Source organism: Caballeronia sp. M1242, from assembly GCF_017220215.1.
Classification (GTDB): Bacteria; Pseudomonadota; Gammaproteobacteria; order Burkholderiales; family Burkholderiaceae; genus Caballeronia.
This window is the reverse complement of sequence record NZ_CP071131.1, coordinates 21080-37967: the sequence shown is the minus strand read 5'-3', so window position 1 is coordinate 37967 and position 16888 is coordinate 21080. Positions and strand designations below refer to the sequence as shown.

The following is a 16888-nucleotide window of genomic DNA, read 5'->3' as shown; positions in this document are numbered from 1 at the left end:
GGGTGTTGGGCAAAGAAACGTCTCCGGGAGGGGCGCGGGATATCGCACACGCCGTCAGAAGCGATGGAAGATGCCCGCCGTCACCGCGAGCTGGCGCTTGCTCGTCGATGCCCCGCCGCTGCTTGCATATTCGATGTTCGCGTGCTGTGCATCGCCGGCGGCGAGCTGGAAGATGGCGTCGAGGTAAAGCGCGGTGCGCTTCGACAGGAAGTAGTTGTTGAACAGCGAGAACTGATGATACTTCGGAGAAAAATCCGTGGGTTGCACCTTTCCGAAGGTGTACGTGTAGTCGAACGAGAGCTGATACGCCGGCGTAATATACCGGCTCACGTTCGCCTCGATGTTCGTATAGCCCGCGCGTCCGTTGGCGAGGCCCAGTTCGGCGACGCCGAGATCGTCGTATCGGCTATGCGTGACGACCAGCCCGAAGGTCGTCTGTCCCGCGACGAAGGATCCTCCAGCGCCGTAGATCTCCATGCTCGATGGCGAGACCGCGAGCGCGAGCGTCGGCGACTCGGGGGAGATGGACGCGAACAGCGCCGTGTTCCACAGCCCTTCGCTCGATGCTATCGCCGGATGGTTCATGTGCATGTACGCGGCCGACAACGTCACCGGGCCATTCCCATAGTTGAGGCCGAAGCTCATCGCGCTCTGATTGCCGAAGCTGCCCGCAACGCCGCCGAAGCTGTACATCGCCGCGCCCTGCAGGCCGCGATAATTCGGCGACACGTACTTCACCGCGTTGTTGGTGCGGAACTGGAAGTTGAAGTTGTTGTTGTCACCGACGGTCGCGGCATAGCCGTTCCACATGTATGCAGCCGAATATTGCGCGAGCCAGTCCTGCGTCACGTCGTATTGGCGGCCGAAGGTGATCGTGCCGTAGTCCTTCGACTGCAGGCCCACATAAGCCTGACGGCCGAATTCCCGACCGCCCTGCGCTGATGTTCCGGAGTTCGGATCGAAGCCGCCTTCCAGCTGGAACACCGTGCTCAAGCCCCCGCCCAGATTCTCGACGCCGCGCATGCCCCAGCGGCTCGGACCATTGGCCGTCGACAGCGACGCTCCGGCGAGCGAATTGTTGGTGTAGATGAGGCCTTCCATCAGCACGCCGTACAGCGTGACGCTGCTGTCGGCGGGCGAGGATTGCGCGTGTGCGGCGGTGGCCGATGCAAGCAGCAGCATGGTGGAGCAGATTCGTTTCATGTTCTCGTCTCGTTCAGGCGGTCGTGAGCGTGGTGAGGTCGGGGCGTTGATAGGGGCAGCGGCAGTGCATGGCTGAATGCCACGCCCCGCAGACTAGAAACCGCCGCTAAAACCGGCAATCCGATAAAAAAACTTAGAACCGAAATCCTTCATTTGAGGCTCGCTTGACTCACGCCTGCCTTCGACACTTCATCGAAGGTGCGTGAAATACGGCACCGAGACGCTTCGAACGTGCATCTTTCACGCGATGCGCCCGCAATGCGAGGGCACGCGGCCAATTACATAGGCAATCGGATTTGTTTATTTTGTCGGCTCGCTCATGCGGGCCTTCATTCGCACAATCGCAAGCAGCCAACTCTTCGGGCAATCAGCATGCGTTTTCTTCCTGGATTGACGGGCAAGCTGTGCGGACTCGCGCTCTCGGTGGCATTGCTGCACACGGGTAATGCATGTGCACAGACGCGCACCGTGATCGGCATCGCGAACTTCGGACCGCACCCCGCGCTCTCGCGCACCATCGCCGGTTTCAAGGACGAAATGGCGAAGCAAGGCTATGTCGAAGGCAGTAACACCGAATACGTCTATAGCGACGCCAACTTCACGCCCGGCCTCGTGCCGCAATCGCTGGCGCAGATCGTCGCGAAACATCCTGCTGTGATCCTCACGGTGACGACGCCGGTTGCTCAGGCATCGGTGCGCAATGTGCCGGACCGTTCCATCCCACTTGTCTTCGCGCAGGTGACGAATCCGGTCGCCGCCGGTCTCGTGCCGGACTGGGCGCATGGGAGCGATCGCATCGTCGGCACTGCGACGGTCACCGACTACGATGCCGTGCTCGCCTTCGCGAAGCGCGTCTTCCCGGCGGCGGCATCGTTCGGAGTACTGTACAACGCAGGAGAAGTGAACGATGTAGAAGCGGTGACAAGTCTGAAGGCTGCCGCTGCGCGCGCGAAGCTGACGATGATTGCCACGTCGGTCGATGCGACCATCGACGTGCCGCAGCGCGCCGCCGCAATGGCGGGCGTCGGATTTTTCTACGCGATCGGATCAAATCTCGTGCAATCGGCGCTGCCCGCGCTTGCGTCAGTGACGGATCGCATGAAGACGCCGATTCTTAGCGCCGAGCACGAGCTCATCAGGAAGGGCAATTTGGTTACGGTGGCCTATGCGCCGTCCTACGAATCGCAGGGCGCACACGCTGCAGCTCTCGCAGTGCAGATGCTGCATGGCGCGAAGCCTTCCGCACTGGCGGTCTATCGGCCGCAGGCTCAGGATTATGTCGCGATCATCAATCGCGCGAAGATGGCGGCGCTTGGTCTTCCAATCGCGCCCTCGCTTGCAGGTTGCAAATGCTTCATCAACTAATGAAGCCGGCGCGCCCTCGCACCGTGCATGGCGTGAGCATCGGCATCTTGATGCTCGACACCGGCTTCGCGCGCCTGCCCGGCGATATCGGTCACGGCGCAACGTGGCGCTTTCCCGTGCAATATGCGCTGGTGGAAGGCGTGACCGGCCCGATGGTGATGGCCGCCGCCGCAGGCGACAAGCGCGCGGCTAAGCCGCTCATCGACCGCTTCGTCGATGCCGCGAACCGGCTTGCGCGTCTCGGCATCGATGGCATTGCGACCAGTTGCGGTTTCCTTGCCGCGTTCCAGGAGGACATTGCGGCACGCTGCATGGTGCCCGTCGCGACATCGAGCCTGCTGCAGATTCCGCTTGCGGCTAGCGTGTTGCCGGGAAACCGGCGTGTGGGCGTGCTGACCGCAAAGTCGTCGGCGCTGACGGCGGCGCACCTCGTCGCCGCGCATGCCGACCCGACGACGCCCGTTGTGGGCTTGGCTGAAACCTCGCGCTTCTTTCAAAACCAGGTGGACGATGCGGCGCACGTGAGCTTCGACGAACAGGCGCAGGACGTGCTCGATTGCGCAGGCCGATTGCTGCAGCAACATCCCGACGTGGGCGCGATCGTCAGCGAGTGCGCCAACTTCGCGCCTTATTCGCCGCTGATCGCCGAGCGTTTTGGCTTACCGGTTTTCGATATGGTGAGCCTGATCGAGTGGTTCCATGCAGGGCTGCGACCGCGTGCATTTGGGAAAAGAATCGACGATCGCGCTTGGGATGTTTGATTGAGCGGGAGACGCCGCAGAAAGCGCTACTAAAGGTCGGCTTTGCCAGAGCGGCCAATAAGTATTGTCGGCCAGTTCCGGAAGCCTGGCAGCGAGTTCGCGCTCCCGAATCGAGCGAAAGCCATGCCGCAATCTGGAGCGCTTCCCATCGCACGACTTCCACGGTCTGCTATACGAGGGCCCGCGCGACCCGACACGCGACCTGGATGGCGTCTTTGCGCGCCCTGAGTTCGATCTGTCCGCCTATGTACTTGATCACGTGGAGACCCATACATGCCGCTATAACTGGAAGACCTTCATCGAGGTGTATCTAGAGGACTATCATGTCGCGCCTTTTCATCCGGGGCTCGGCCGCTTCGAGACTTGCGACGATCTGGAATGGGCTTTTGGCGAAACATACCGCATTCAAAAAGTGAACGTGAACAACGCGCTCGCCCAACCTGGCTCCGACATTTACCGAGCATGGCACGACCGGCTGCTCGCATTCGGCGGTAACGAGCCGCCTGCTTTCGGCGCTATCTGGCTCGCGTATTTTCCGACTCACATGATCGAGTTGTATCCGCACGTGCTTGTCGTTTCGACGCTCTATCCCAAGGGCCCGCAGGAGACGCTCAACGTCATCGAGTTTCATTATCCCGAAGAAGTTGCGGCGTTCGAGCGCGAGTTCGTCGATGCGCAGCGCGCGCTTATCTAGAGACGATGACCGAGGACGATGAAATTGCGGAACGCATGGATGCGGGCCGCCTGAGACTGCATCGTCGCGCAATGAGCAATGCCGGTCCGTATCAGTCGCCGCTCGAAGATGGCATGCGGCACTTTCATGCGTGGTACCGGCAAGCGTTCGGCGAAGGCCGCAAGGCTTGAACAACTCCCCGCCGCAGTCAACGAAACGTATTTCCGACGGCGTCGGTAACACTTTACAAAACCATGCGGCTGCGCCAAAATGCGCGTGCTAAATGCGAATGGTTGCTATTTACACATACGGGACACTAAAAAAAAATGGCTTCAGCAGCGCGCGACAACGAAACGTCCGGCGGATGGACCTTGCGACCATCGACCGTGGCGGTACTCCTGCTCTTCGCGATGACTGACGGTGCGCTCGCGCAAGAAAGCGGCGCCGTAGCAGGCGATGCGACGCTTCCCGCAGTCTCCGTCACTGCCAGCAGCCAAAGTGACGTCGGACAGCACTTGCAGCGCGACATGAGTTCTGGGGCGTTGGGCACCCGCACTCAGCTCGATACGCCCTATTCGACCACCATTGTCACGGGCGAACAACTCGCCGATCGTCAGGCTAAGAAGCTCGGCGATGTGTTCGCGCAGGACGCGTCGGTATCGGACAACAGCAATCGCTATAACGCATGGGCGAGCTACATCACCGTGCGCGGCTTGCAGTTGGACTGGCAGAACGGTTTTCGCATCGACGGGCAACCAATCAACGCCTACGGCATCACGATGCCCTATGAGCAGCTTGAGAGCGTGCAACTCCTCAAGGGCCTCTCCGGCTTCATGTATGGCTTCGGCGCGCCGGGTGGCGTCGTGAATTATGTGACGAAGAAGCCACCGCTCACGGACCGGCAGATCGCGAGCGTCGATGTCGGCTATGCGTCGACCAATATCTGGTCGGAGCACTTGGACCTCGGTGGACGCGTCGGGCCCGACGCCATGTTCGGCTACCGCTTCAATGCGACCCACGAGGAAGGCACGACCTTCAACGACGGCAACGTGCGTCGCGACTCATTCTCGCTTTCCACCGACGCCCGCCTCACTCGCGATCTCACGGCAACGTTCGGCGCGTTGTATCAGGACCGGCGTGCATCGGGAATCACGACATCGATATCGACCTCGGGACTCACGGGCAATGCACTGCCCGTTCCGTTGAGCGGTGGGAGCAGCACCCTTGTCACGCCCGATCAGCATCTTTACACCAACGTCCAACTCTATACGGCCGGCCTGCACTACAACCTGAATCAGGACTGGACGATCTCGGCGACCTATGGATTCAGCAAAAGCACGCGCTATCGAAACGAGAGCACGTTCTATCTGACAGACCTCGGCGGCGACTACACCGATACGCGCTACGAAGGCAACGAAGGACATCAACTGAACGCGTGGCAAGTCATGGCCGAGGGACTCGTGAAGACCGGACCGTTCCAGCATCAACTCGTGTTCGGCATGTCCTATCAAAAGCAGACGAGCGACAATACCGCCAATTCTTTCTATGACGAGATCGGCATCGGCAATATCTATCAGCCGAATCAGAATCGTTATAGCGGCGGCGGCTTCACTACTTACCGCAACGCGGACATCGTGCAGAAAGCGTTATTTGCGAGCGATACGATCGCGTTGAGCTCGCGCTGGTCTGTGCTGGGCGGCGTGCGTTTCACGAACTATGAACAGCACGGTTATGCAGTCGACGGCACAACGAGTTCGACGTATGCGAAGAACGGCATAGCGACGCCCTCCGTCGCCGTGATGTACAAGCTCACGCCCGGCACGACAGTTTATGCAAGCTACGTCGAGTCGCTCGAAGCGGGTAACGTCGTCGGCACAACCTACGCGAATTCCGGCGCGGTGCTCAATCCGCTACGCAGCAAACAATACGAAGTCGGCGTAAAAACTCAGAATGAGCGATGGAGCGGGACGGCGGCGTTGTTCCGCATCGAGCGCGGCGCGCAGTATGCGAATAGCGACAACATCTTCGTCGAAGATGGCGAGTCACTGTTTCAGGGTCTGGAAGCAGGCGCGGACGTTCGACTGGGTCGCGACTGGACCATCGGCGGCGATGTGATGTGGATCGCCACCAAGTACGAAAGAGGTTCGAGCTACGACGGGAACCGTGTCGCGGGGGCGCCGGGGTTCGTCGCGGCTGCACACGCCGAGTACGCGGTGCCGGTGGTGCCGGGCTTGACGCTCGGTGCATCGGCAAAGTTCACGGGCAACACGAGCCTGCGTCCCGCGGGCGATATCAAAGTGCCGGGCTACACGATCTACAGCCTGGGCGCGACCTATACGACGAAGGTCGCGGGGCATAACGTCGGCGTGCGCGCGGCCATCGATAACCTAACGAATCATCGCTATTGGGAGTTTCAGTACGCGGACTATATTCAGCCTGGGGAGCCGCGCACCGTTGCGCTCAACGCGCGTCTTGAGTTTTGATGAGGACGATCGCGTAAGTCATGCCTCGGGACGACACCCTGCCGTTGACGGTCTTTTCTACCGCAACAATCGTCGCTCGTGGTGTCGCAGACGCCCTCGAACAAGGCGCACTGTTGAAGGAAATCGGCTCTGCATCCATTAGTTCATAGCCGCCGCGCATTGCGCCTGACCAAACGACTTTCGAATTCAGTCAATGGTGATCGCGGGACGTCAAGAGGCGCATCTGTACATTGTGGGTGAAGGTGTGGGCACTGTTGTATTATCTGTGTCACAACCTTCGTCAGCGCATGAACCCGCGCTGCCGTCAAGCCGCCTAAGCAAGCAAAGGAACTGACGAGACATGCCCAGGTATTCATCTCTCTTGCGGGAGACGCGTCCGAACGTTCGCGAGACGACGCCGCCGAAACGCCCGGGCCTGACCGTCAACGAACTCTACGAGCAATTAAAGGAAATGGCGGTGGTCTACACTATCCGCCCCGGCGAGCGCGTAAACGAACTCGAGCTTGCACAGCGTTTCGACGTGAGCCGCACGCCACTGCGCGAAGCCCTCAATCGCCTCGTCGCCGAAAGTCTGCTGCACTTCGTGCCGAATCGCGGCTTCTTCGCGCGCGAACTGCATCGGCAAGACATTTTCGATCTCTTCGAGCTTCGGCGCAGCATCGAATCGTCCGCCGTGCTGCTGGCGGCCGAGCGTGCCAGCATCAAGGATCTGCGCGCGCTGCGCAAGTTCTGGAAGGAAGTCATGAAGACCAAGGCTCAGACCAGCGCCGCCGAACTCACCATCAAGGACGAAGAGTTTCACGTTCGGCTCGTCGCGCTCGCGGGCAATAACGAAATAGTTCGCGCGCTATACGGCATCAACGCGCGCATTCATTTCGTGCGCTGGATGGATTTGGAACAGCGCGGCCACGATGCCTTCGCGGAGCACCTCGACATTCTCGATGCCATCGAAGCACGCGATATCGAGCGATGCCGCGCGCTGACGGAATCGCATATCACCTGGCGCATGGAAGAAATCGCGCGCGTGGTGGATGCAGGCGTCGTGCGGCTCTTCTCGCGCTGAACGCCCGCGTTGCTTCGCTGCACGTTCGCCGACGTGTCACGCCACGCGTTGCAACGGAATAACCACGGGTGCGCTCAATTGCTGCACGGCCTCACGCCACTGCGCGTCTATCGCGTTGACATGGCGCGCCTTCACGTGGCCATAGCCGCGAATCGTCCCGACGATGGACGCCGCGCGCAATGCGGCCGCATGGTTGCGCGCGGTGCCGTGTTCGATGATCGCCGCAATGGTCTTCTCATAGCGCTGAATCAACTCACGCTCCATGCGCCGTTCGGCGGTGTAACCGAATGGATCGAAGGGCGTGCCGCGCAGCGCCTTGCATCGCGCGACCACGCGCAAGACCGGCAGCATCCACGAACCGAATTCGCGCTTCGCGGGCTCGCCGGTGCGTGGATTGCGTCGCGCGATGCCGGGCGGCGCGAGGTTGAACGCAACGCGCACCGGTCCGTCGAACTGCGCGTGCAAGCCGTCGATAAAGTCGCGCGCGGTCAATAAGCGAGCGACTTCATACTCGTCCTTATACGCCAGCAAGCGAAACAGGTTCTGCGCGACCGCGCGCGAAACGCCTTCGCTGCGCGCCGACACCGCGCGTTCCCAGCGTCGCACGCGGCCCACGAGTTCACGATAATGCGCCGCATACGCCGCATTCTGGTAAGCGCTTAGATATTGCACACGGCGTTCGATTATTTCATCGAGCGTCGTCGAGCGGCGCGACGACGGCGCGGCATCGGCGGTTTCGGACAGACGCGCGGCAAGCATGGGCTCTGCAGCAAAACGCCGTCCCCATGTGAAGGCGTCGAGATTGAGCGCGACGGATGCCCCGTTCAGTTCGATGGCCGCCGCTATCGCATCGGCGTGAAGCGGTATGCATCCACGCTGATACGCGAAGCCGAGCATGAACATGTTGCTCGCCAAGGTGTCGCCGAAGAGACGGCGGGCAGTCGCGGTCGCATCGACGAATTCGACATGACGCTCGCCCACTGCTTCGGTCAGCGTCGCGCGCAGTTCGTCCGACGGAAAAGCGAGATCGGGCTGGCGTGTGAAATCGCCGGTCATCGCTTCATGCGAATTGACGAGCATTCGCGTGGCGGCGCGGCGTGTCATCGAAAGCGTCTTGTGGCTTGCCGCGACGACCATATCGCAACCAATGACCACGTCCGCGCCGCCAGTCGCAATTCGAATCGCCTTGATCGCCGACGGACTCGCGCCAAAGCGCACATGCGACCACACTGAGCCGCCCTTCTGCGCGAGCCCGGCCATGTCGAGAATGCCGCAGCCCTTGCCTTCCAGATGCGCCGCCATGCCGAGAATCGCGCCGATCGTCACGACGCCCGTGCCGCCCACGCCCGTCACGACAAGGGAGAACACGCGCGCATCCAGCGACGGCAACGCGGGTTCCGGCAACGCGGGAAACACGCTCGTATCCGGTTTGCGCTGCACATGTCGCAAGGTGCCGCCATGCACGGTCACGAAACTCGGGCAGAAGCCCTGATTGCACGAATAGTCCTTGTTGCAGGCACTTTGGTCGATGGCGCGCTTGCGGCCGAACTCGGTTTCGAGCGGCGTAAGCGACACGCAGTTCGACTTGACGCCGCAATCGCCGCAGCCTTCACAAACGAGGTCGTTGATGAAGAGGCGCTTCGGCGGGTCCGCTAGTTGCCCGCGCTTGCGACGGCGTCGCTTCTCGGCCGCGCACGTCTGGTCGTAGATCAGCACGCTTACGCCATGGACATCACGCAACTCGCTCTGGACATCCTCCAACGCCGAGCGATGATGGATCGTCACGCCTTGCGGCCATGCGAGATCATGCGGATATTTCGACGGATCGTCGGACACCACGGCGATGCGCGTCACGCCTTCCGCGCGAACTTGCTGCGCGATCGCCAGCGGGTTAAGTGGTCCGTCATGATGCTGACCGCCCGTCATGGCGACGGCATCGTTGAAAAGAATCTTGAACGTGATGCGCGTGCGTGCTGCAATCGCGGCACGCACCGAGAGCAGGCCCGAGTGGAAGTACGTGCCATCGCCCATGTTCTGAAACATGTGCTCGCGCTTCGAGAACGCCGCTTCGCCCACCCATGTCATGCCTTCGCCGCCCATTTGCGTATAGCCGAGCGTGTTTCGGTCCATAGTCTGCGCCATCCAGCTGCAACCGATGCCCGCATAGGCCTTGCTGCCCTCGGGCACGACCGTCGATGAGCTATGCGGACAGCCACTGCAAAAGTAAAAGCTGCGCGACAGCGGCTCCGGCGCGAATGTCATGCGCCGCAATGCGCGCAGGAACGCGACGCGTTCGCCCAGACCGGCATCGTTCGTGAGACACGCAAGCCGTTCGCCGAGCGCAATGGCGATCTGCACGGGGTCGAGCGCGAGTTCCGCCTGAAAGAGCTTGCCGCCGCTTTCGTCTTTCTTGCCGATAACGGCCGGCGCGCGCGGCTTGCCATAGAGAATCTCCTTGATCTGCGCTTCGAGCAGGCTGCGCTTTTCTTCGACCACCATCAGCAGTTCCTTGCCTTGCGCGAACGCCTGCACGCCCTCCTGTTCGAGCGGCCAAACGCAACCAACTTTATAGAGGGCGACGCCCATCGCTTCGAGCCGCGCTTCATCGAGGCCCAGATCGTCGATGGCCTGAAGCACGTCGAGATAACTCTTGCCATGCGTGACAATGCCGATGCGTGCGCCCGCGCGGCCGAGCACCGTGCGATCCAGCCGGTTTGCGCGCACGAACGCCCGCACGGCGTCGAGTTTGTAGTTGTGCAGGCGATATTCCTGCGCATGCGGCGTATCGGGCTGTCGCAGGTTCAGGCCGTCGGGCGGCATGGCGACGTCGTCGGGCAGAACCACATCGACGCGCGATGCATCGACGTCGATCACGGCGGACGCATCCGCCGTATCCTTCACGCATTTGAGCCCGACCCAGCAGCCCGAATAGCGCGACATCGCCCAGCCATATAAGCCGAAGTCGAGTATCTCCTGCACGCCGCTCGGACTCAGCACCGGGATCGATGCGTCGATGAGCGCGAACTCCGATTGATGACACGTCGTCGACGACTCGCACGTGTGGTCGTCGCCCATCAACAAGAGCACGCCGCCATGCTTCGACGATCCCGCCAGATTGGCGTGCCGAAACGCGTCGCCACTGCGATCGACGCCCGGCCCCTTGCCATACCAGATCGAGAACACGCCGTCGTACTTGCCTTCGCCGCCCGCCTCCGCTTGCTGCGATCCCCATACCGCAGTTGCGGCAAGATCCTCGTTGACGCCCGGCACGAACAAGACACGCGCGGCATCGAGGTGCTTCTTCGCTTTTTGCATCTCGGCGTCGTACGTGCCGAGCGGCGAGCCCCGATAACCGGAGACATAGCCTGCCGTTTGAAGGCCGGCGGCATCGTCGCGGCGGCGTTGCATCAGCGGCAAGCGCACCAGTGCCTGCACGCCCGTCATGAACACGCGCCCTTCTTCGAGCGTGTACTTGTCCTCCAGTGTCACCTTGCGTAAAGCCACGTCGCGTTCCTCGCTCTCTTCGTTCCTTGTCATTGCACGCTGCCGCCGAGATAGAGCCGCCGCATCTCGTCGCTGACGAGCAAATCGGCGGCATCGCCTTCCAGCGCGACCTGTCCCATCGACAGCACATACGCGCGGTTCGAAATGCGCAGTGCCTGCGCCGCGTTCTGCTCGACCATCAGCACGCCGACGCGCTCCGTATCGCGCAAGCGCACGATGGCATCGAAGACTTCGGCCAGCATGCGCGGCGAGAGTCCCGCGGACGGCTCGTCGAGCAAAAGATAGCGCGGACGCGGCATCAACGCGCGCGCAAGCGACAGGATCTGCCGCTCGCCGCCGGAAAGACTCGCGGCGCGCGCCGTGCGTTTGGTCTTCAAAATCGGAAAATTCGCGTAAAGTTCATCGAGCCGCACGTTGCGTTCGCGCTCGGGCATGAATTGTCCGCCTAGCGCGAGGTTCTCCCACACGGTGAGCGCGCCGAACACATTGTCGGTTTGGGGCACGAAGCCGATGCGATGCGTGCGGATCTTGCGATGCACACTCACCTGCCCCACATCGATGTCGTCCAGATGCACCGCCCCCTTCCTCGGCATCAGAAAGCCTGCGACCGTCTTGAGCAAGGTCGACTTGCCGCAGCCGTTCGGCCCGAGAATCGTCACGATCTCCAGTTCCTTCGCAGCGAGCGACACGCCGCGCAGGATGTCGACATCGCGTGTATAGCCTGCGACGACGTTGCTGACGATAATCATGCCGTCGCCCCCATTGCCCGCAAAGGCGCCGTCGCGCTCTTCGTCGTGCGCCCGAGATACGCTTCGACGACGCCTTCGTGATGCTCCAGTTCCGAAGGCCTGCAATCCGCGACGGTGCGCCCGCGATCCAGCACGATGCAACGCGCGCACGTCTCTGCAACGAAATGCATGTCGTGCTCCACCACGACGAGCGTAACGCCCCGCTCGTTGATGCTTCTCAGCACGCGCATGAGTTCGGCACGCAGATTCGGATGCACGCCCGCCATCGGTTCATCGAGCAACAGCAGCGACGGTTCGCCCATCAACGCGCATGCAATGCCGAGCAGCTTCTTCTGTCCGCCCGATATGGAAGCAGCTGGAAGATGCGCGACTTTAGCGAGCAGGAGTTCGTCGAGCAATTGCCGGGCGCGTTCACGCGTCTGCGCTTCGACATGCTTCGTACGCGCGGACGGCAAGAGCGTCGCAAAGAGCCCGTGACGTTGCGTCGAAGCGGCCATCAGCACTTCGCCGACGGTCATGCGCGCGGGCATCGATGGTAGCTGAAACGTGCGCCGCACCGCGCGCGCGGCGACTTGGTGCGGCGGCAGCGCATCGACGCGCTGGCCGTTCAGTTCGATGCTGCCTCGCTCGATCGGGCAATAGCCGGTGATCGCGTTGAGAACCGTACTTTTGCCGCATCCGTTCGGCCCAAGCAAACCGACAAACTCACCGGTTAGGACTTCGAACGATAATCCGGTGAGTACGTGGTTGCCGCCGAATGACTTGTATACGTCCCGCAGCTTCAACACGGCGCTCATACGGTCCTCCGGATTCGCTCGGGCAACAGGCCGCCCGGCCGCAGCAGCAGACAGGCAAGCAGAATGCAGCCGATTGCGCCGAGCCGCACGGCACCCGCCATATCCGTGCCGATGTCGATGTAGTCCTTCGCGAAGGGCACCGCACTATAGATCGCTTCGACGAGCAGTGCGCCGAACAACACGCCCCCGTTGTTGCCAAGGCCGCCGATCATCACCATCGTCCAGATGGCGAAGGTCTCGGAGGCAAACATGAAGTCGGGGCCGACGAAGCTCATGTATAGCGCGAGCAGAGACCCGCCCGTCGCAGCGATGGCAGCGGCGGTCATCGTCGCCGTGGTTCTCATCGGCACGAGCCGGTATCCGAGACTTTGCGCCAGGGCGGGTTCTTCGCGCATCAAACGCAGCGCTCGCCCGTAGCGCCCTCGCGCGAGCCGCGTGCAGATGACGAACGCGACCGCGAGCACCGCCACCGCGAGCAGAAAAAATGCAATGTCGCCGCTCGTGCCGGTGAGCCGCGAAAAAAGCGGCGCAATGCCGCTGATGCCTTGCGCACCGCCCGTGAGCCAGCCTTCATTCAAAGCAACCGTGCGTATCAGTTCGGCGATGGCGAGCGTCGCGATGGCCCAGTAATCGGATGCGAGATTGCGCCCGAGCCGCGCCATCACGAAGCCGACGACCATCGCCCCTGCCATGCCCGCGACGATGCCGACGATAAATGGCCATCCCGCGGAAGAGGCGATACCGGTCGCATAGGCACCGATGCCGACGAACGCGACGAAGCCGAAATTGAGCAAGCCCGCGAAGCCCGCCTGAACGTTGAGGCCGAGCGCCATCAACGCGTAGATGCACGCGAGCGTCGCGACGTGCAGCATGAAACTAGACACGGCGCACCTCCCGGTCGAAGAGTCCATAGGGCCGCAGGAGCAGCGCCGCGAGCAGGATCACGAACGACGCCGCGCCCACGTAACTGACCGGAAGATAGACGCCCGAGCGTCCGACTATCCAGCCGAAGTCGATATTCGTCGCAAGCGTCTCTGCGAGGGCGATCAGGAGCGCGCCCGCTGCCGCGCCCAGCGGATTGCCGAGTCCGCCGAGAATGGCGGCTGCGAATACGGGCAGCAGCAGGTTCGTGCCCAGGTCCACGTGCACGTTCTCGGTCAGCCCGAGCATCGTGCCGCCGAGCGCCGCGAGCGCACCGCTCAGGAACGAGATGCCGTTCAGCACGCGCGCGCCGTCGACGCCCGTTGCCGCCGCGAGCGCCGGGTTGCTCGCCATCGCGCGCATCGAACGGCCCGCGCCGGTTTTGAACAGCAGCAGCGCGAGCAAGGCGACGCAGCCGAAGCCGCACGCAATCGACGTGATCTGATCGACGGAGATCATCGTCGAGCCTAGTTGCAGCGGCGTCGAGAGCGCGGTCGTGTAACGCAGCGGCCTCGACCCCGCGCTGCCGAGCACCACGGCAACAAGAATCATCGATACAGCAAGCGAGCCGACCATTGCTATCGAACTGCCCGAGCGCAACAGCCGCCGGAACACGAACACGTTCAGCGCGACGGCCAGACATCCCGTCGCGACGCACGACACCACCAGCGCAGCCGCGAACGGCACGCCCGCCTTCGTCATGCCGAGCGTGACGAAGGCGCCTGTCATCGCATACTGCACGTGCGCCACATTCGGGAAGCGCACGAGCGAATACACGACGGACAGGCCAACCGCGACGAGCATGATGTCCGACGCGCGAATGAGAAGATCGATGACGAACTGCAGCATCACGTTCTCCCGGCAATGGCGCGCGTCAGCGTGCGACGACCGTGGTTTCGAATTTCACCTTGTCGTAGGGCTGCTCCTTGCGCTGACCGTCGGCGTCGAATGCGATGCTGCCTGTCGCGCCCTGATACGTGCCCATCTGATGCAGCGCGGCGCGAATCTTGAAGGGATCTGCCGCGCCGGCCTTGTTGATGGCGGAAGCCGCCACCATCACCCCGTCATACACGTAGGCGCCGAACGCGGACTTCGGCGCTTCCTTGTACTTCTGCTGGTACGCCTGCTGATACGACTTGCCCGCATCGCCAATGGACGCGACTTCGAGCCCTTCCTGCCCGTGCGCGGCCTGCGCGACGGTATCGCTCGTACACATGGTCAAATAAATGCCGTACCACTTTGCCTTGTTGAGCCCGAGTTCGAAGGCCTCTCGATTGATGGTCGCGGCTTCCTGGCCGTATGCGCTGTAAACGTAGGCCTGCGGCTGCGTCTTCGACATCTGCTGCAACTCGCGGCGATAGGTCGATTGTCCTTCGGTGTACATAACAATCGATGTCACCTTGCCGCCGAGCGATTCGAACCGCTTCTTGAACTCGGGCGCAACACCCTGTCCGTACGAATTGTTCGGCGCGATAAACGCGACATTGCGCAGGTTCTGCGCGTAGAGATCGTCGGCGGCGAAGCGCGCGGAGAGATCGTCGAGACCGATCACGCTGAACGACCCATCGCCGATCTTGCGAATTTGCGGACTCGACGAACCGACGTTCAGATGCACATCGCCTTGCTGGACGACGTATTGCGCAATCGGAATCGTGATACCCGAAGAGAACTCGCCCAGCACGACAGGCACTTTGTTAACCGACACGAGCTTGCGCGCAGCGCTCAACGCCGTCGGCGCGCTTCCGCCGGAATCTTCGACGATCACCTTCAGCTTGCCGCCGAGCACGCCGCCGTGCGCGTTGACCTGTTCGACGGCAAGTTCGGCGCCGCGCCGCTGATCCTCTCCCACTGACGCGCTCGCGCCCGTCAACGGCAAAATCGCGCCGATGGACACCGTTTGCGCGAAGGCCGCGCCCGCCGCCGTCAGTAACGCGCTCGCCGCCAGGCCGGCACCGAGGACTTTTGCTCTTTTCATAGTGGCATCTCCAGACGTTGGACTGCGCGATCAATGCGAGCGGGTAGGCTGAACTGTGTAGAGGCGACCGAATTGCGGCATCGCGTCCACGACGCCCGCGAGACGCAACGCGTGCCACGCCATCGCGTGATTACTCGACAGCACGGGCTTGCCGAGTTCCGCTTCGATGGCGACGACGTCGTCGACGAGACGCAACGACGTGCAGGACACGAACACCGCGTCCACGTCGTCGTGGCGGCCGAGTTCGAGCACCGCGTTGCGCACGGAAGCGGCATCGATGCGCGCGACCTCGTTGTCGTCGGCATGCTCGAAGGAGCCCATTCTCACGACATCGACGCCGCGCGCACCCAGATACGCACGCATCGACTCGTTGATGCGGCGCACATAGGGCGTGAGCAGCGCGACACGCTGAGCGCCGAGCGCATGTATGCCGACGCGCGCAGCGGTGATCGGCGTTGTGCAGGCAACGCCCGGCCGGGCTTCGCGGATGCGTTCGAACACGCGTTCCTCGCCGAGCACCATCGAGGCCGACGTGCAGCCGAACGCGACCACGTCGAGGCGCTGGCCAGGCCGAATCAGCGCGACGCCCGGCGCAATGAGACCGTCCATCTGTGCGAGCGTTTCCGGCGTGATGTCGGCGGAATTGGCGATGCGGCTTTCGTAGAAGGCGACGCCATCGGCTGCAAGCAGCTTGCGCCATTCGTATTCGATCGTGTGGTCGGTGGCGAGCACGACAAGGCCGATCGCGGCGCGGCGCGCGATGCCTTCATCGAGCGAGAAGGCGAGCCGCTGGTACTGGGACAGCGCGTCTGGAGCGTTCATGTAGATTGTCCGCACTAGACCGCGACGATAACCGCGATTTCCACCGTGTACTGCGGAAACGCGAGCTTCGACTCGACGCACGCGCGCGCCGGCGCATTGCCTTCGGGCACCCACGCGTCCCAGATTTCGTTCATCTGCGCGAACGTGTTGTAGTCGGCGAGCCAAATGTTCGCGGACAGGATGCGCGTCTTGTCGGAGCCGATCTGTGCGAGCAACCGGTCGATCTTCGCGAGAATCTGTGTGGTCTGACCTTTGACGTCGGCGCTCGTATCGTCGGCCACCTGTCCGGCGAGAAAGCCGAAACCGTTATGCACGACCGCCTGGCTCATCCGCTTGCCGCTTTCGAAACGCTGCATCTGCATGACTTCTCCTGTGGCGACGAAGCGCGACGCGCCTCGCCAAGGTTCGGAAACAGCCGTAGTCTCGACAACAGTGTCGACACTATCAGAACAAAATTCGCGTAAGCAAGTACTCGTTTTCTCGGGCCTGCAAAACGCCGAAATTTGCTGATCTCCCCTGCTTTCAGGGCTTATAGTCTGCAACGGACTTGCCGCCGTCTTATTTTCTTTCTA

Annotated in this window: 13 protein-coding genes and 1 pseudogene; 5 read left to right on the top strand and 9 right to left on the bottom strand. The window is 62.1% G+C overall.

Annotated elements, in window-relative coordinates; genetic code table 11:
• Window positions 1–54 precede the first annotated feature (54 nt).
• The gene (locus JYK05_RS19725; protein WP_206470208.1) at window positions 55–1203 is read right to left on the bottom strand and encodes a porin; all 1149 of its coding nucleotides are present in this window, start codon (window positions 1201–1203) and stop codon (window positions 55–57) included.
• Window positions 1204–1575: 372 nt separating this feature from the next.
• On the opposite strand from JYK05_RS19725, the gene JYK05_RS19720 reads away from it, so the two are divergent.
• The 5 genes and pseudogenes from JYK05_RS19720 to JYK05_RS19700 all read left to right on the top strand — a co-directional run bounded on the left by JYK05_RS19720 (window position 1576) and on the right by JYK05_RS19700 (window position 7548).
• A complete protein-coding gene (locus tag JYK05_RS19720) occupies window positions 1576–2568 on the top strand; it encodes an ABC transporter substrate-binding protein (RefSeq protein ID WP_206470206.1) in 993 nt (330 codons plus the stop codon).
• On the top strand, window positions 2553–3329 hold the full coding sequence (locus JYK05_RS19715; RefSeq protein WP_206470205.1) for an aspartate/glutamate racemase family protein: 777 nt from the start codon (window positions 2553–2555) through the stop codon (window positions 3327–3329). The genes JYK05_RS19720 and JYK05_RS19715 overlap by 16 nt, the downstream gene beginning before the upstream one ends.
• 121 nt (window positions 3330–3450) lie before the next feature.
• Window positions 3451–4193: pseudogene (locus tag JYK05_RS19710) on the top strand (aromatic ring-hydroxylating dioxygenase subunit alpha); the annotation flags it as partial.
• Between the two features lie 351 nt (window positions 4194–4544).
• On the top strand, window positions 4545–6485 hold the full coding sequence (locus JYK05_RS19705; protein ID WP_241270055.1) for a TonB-dependent siderophore receptor: 1941 nt from the start codon (window positions 4545–4547) through the stop codon (window positions 6483–6485).
• Window positions 6486–6825: 340 nt separating this feature from the next.
• Window positions 6826–7548: a GntR family transcriptional regulator gene (locus JYK05_RS19700; protein WP_206470201.1), complete on the top strand. Its 723-nt coding sequence runs from the start codon at window positions 6826–6828 to the stop codon at window positions 7546–7548.
• 36 nt (window positions 7549–7584) lie between these two features.
• On the opposite strand, the gene JYK05_RS19695 is transcribed toward JYK05_RS19700, so the two are convergent.
• The 8 genes from JYK05_RS19695 to JYK05_RS19660 are packed head-to-tail and all read right to left on the bottom strand — an operon-like array spanning window position 7585 to window position 16678.
• Window positions 7585–11085 (bottom strand): indolepyruvate ferredoxin oxidoreductase family protein, encoded by a 3501-nt coding sequence (locus JYK05_RS19695; RefSeq protein ID WP_206470199.1) that lies wholly within the window; start codon window positions 11083–11085, stop codon window positions 7585–7587.
• Window positions 11082–11801 (bottom strand): ABC transporter ATP-binding protein, encoded by a 720-nt coding sequence (locus JYK05_RS19690; protein WP_206470198.1) that lies wholly within the window; start codon window positions 11799–11801, stop codon window positions 11082–11084. Before JYK05_RS19690 ends, JYK05_RS19695 begins: the two co-directional genes overlap by 4 nt.
• Window positions 11798–12598 carry an ABC transporter ATP-binding protein gene (locus tag JYK05_RS19685; protein WP_175942951.1) on the bottom strand — a complete coding sequence of 267 codons (801 nt, stop codon included), beginning with the start codon at window positions 12596–12598 and terminating at the stop codon, window positions 11798–11800. Before JYK05_RS19685 ends, JYK05_RS19690 begins: the two co-directional genes overlap by 4 nt.
• Complete coding sequence (locus JYK05_RS19680) at window positions 12595–13482, bottom strand: branched-chain amino acid ABC transporter permease (RefSeq protein WP_206470197.1); 888 nt, start codon at window positions 13480–13482, stop codon at window positions 12595–12597. The genes JYK05_RS19685 and JYK05_RS19680 overlap by 4 nt, the downstream gene beginning before the upstream one ends.
• Window positions 13475–14368 (bottom strand): branched-chain amino acid ABC transporter permease, encoded by an 894-nt coding sequence (locus tag JYK05_RS19675; protein WP_175942947.1) that lies wholly within the window; start codon window positions 14366–14368, stop codon window positions 13475–13477. The genes JYK05_RS19680 and JYK05_RS19675 overlap by 8 nt, the downstream gene beginning before the upstream one ends.
• Window positions 14369–14393: 25 nt before the next feature.
• Window positions 14394–15494, bottom strand: a complete 1101-nt coding sequence (locus JYK05_RS19670; RefSeq protein ID WP_206470196.1) for an ABC transporter substrate-binding protein — start codon at window positions 15492–15494, stop codon at window positions 14394–14396.
• Between the two features lie 30 nt (window positions 15495–15524).
• A complete protein-coding gene (locus tag JYK05_RS19665; protein ID WP_175942943.1) occupies window positions 15525–16316 on the bottom strand; it encodes an aspartate/glutamate racemase family protein in 792 nt (263 codons plus the stop codon).
• Window positions 16317–16330: 14 nt separating this feature from the next.
• A complete protein-coding gene (locus JYK05_RS19660) occupies window positions 16331–16678 on the bottom strand; it encodes a RidA family protein (protein ID WP_175942941.1) in 348 nt (115 codons plus the stop codon).
• Window positions 16679–16888 lie beyond the last annotated feature (210 nt).

What these genes read in the sequence shown, in the direction of transcription:
- JYK05_RS19725 (WP_206470208.1), bottom strand. Translation starts at nt 1,203, where the DNA reads ATGAAACGAATCTGCTCCACCATGCTGCTGCTTGCATCGGCCACCGCC.
- JYK05_RS19720 (WP_206470206.1), top strand. Translation starts at nt 1,576, where the DNA reads ATGCGTTTTCTTCCTGGATTGACGGGCAAGCTGTGCGGACTCGCGCTC.
- JYK05_RS19715 (WP_206470205.1), top strand. Translation starts at nt 2,553, where the DNA reads ATGCTTCATCAACTAATGAAGCCGGCGCGCCCTCGCACCGTGCATGGC.
- JYK05_RS19700 (WP_206470201.1), top strand. Translation starts at nt 6,826, where the DNA reads ATGCCCAGGTATTCATCTCTCTTGCGGGAGACGCGTCCGAACGTTCGC.
- JYK05_RS19695 (WP_206470199.1), bottom strand. Translation starts at nt 11,085, where the DNA reads ATGACAAGGAACGAAGAGAGCGAGGAACGCGACGTGGCTTTACGCAAG.
- JYK05_RS19690 (WP_206470198.1), bottom strand. Translation starts at nt 11,801, where the DNA reads ATGATTATCGTCAGCAACGTCGTCGCAGGCTATACACGCGATGTCGAC.
- JYK05_RS19685 (WP_175942951.1), bottom strand. Translation starts at nt 12,598, where the DNA reads ATGAGCGCCGTGTTGAAGCTGCGGGACGTATACAAGTCATTCGGCGGC.
- JYK05_RS19675 (WP_175942947.1), bottom strand. Translation starts at nt 14,368, where the DNA reads ATGCTGCAGTTCGTCATCGATCTTCTCATTCGCGCGTCGGACATCATG.
- JYK05_RS19670 (WP_206470196.1), bottom strand. Translation starts at nt 15,494, where the DNA reads ATGAAAAGAGCAAAAGTCCTCGGTGCCGGCCTGGCGGCGAGCGCGTTA.
- JYK05_RS19665 (WP_175942943.1), bottom strand. Translation starts at nt 16,316, where the DNA reads ATGAACGCTCCAGACGCGCTGTCCCAGTACCAGCGGCTCGCCTTCTCG.
- JYK05_RS19660 (WP_175942941.1), bottom strand. Translation starts at nt 16,678, where the DNA reads ATGCAGATGCAGCGTTTCGAAAGCGGCAAGCGGATGAGCCAGGCGGTC.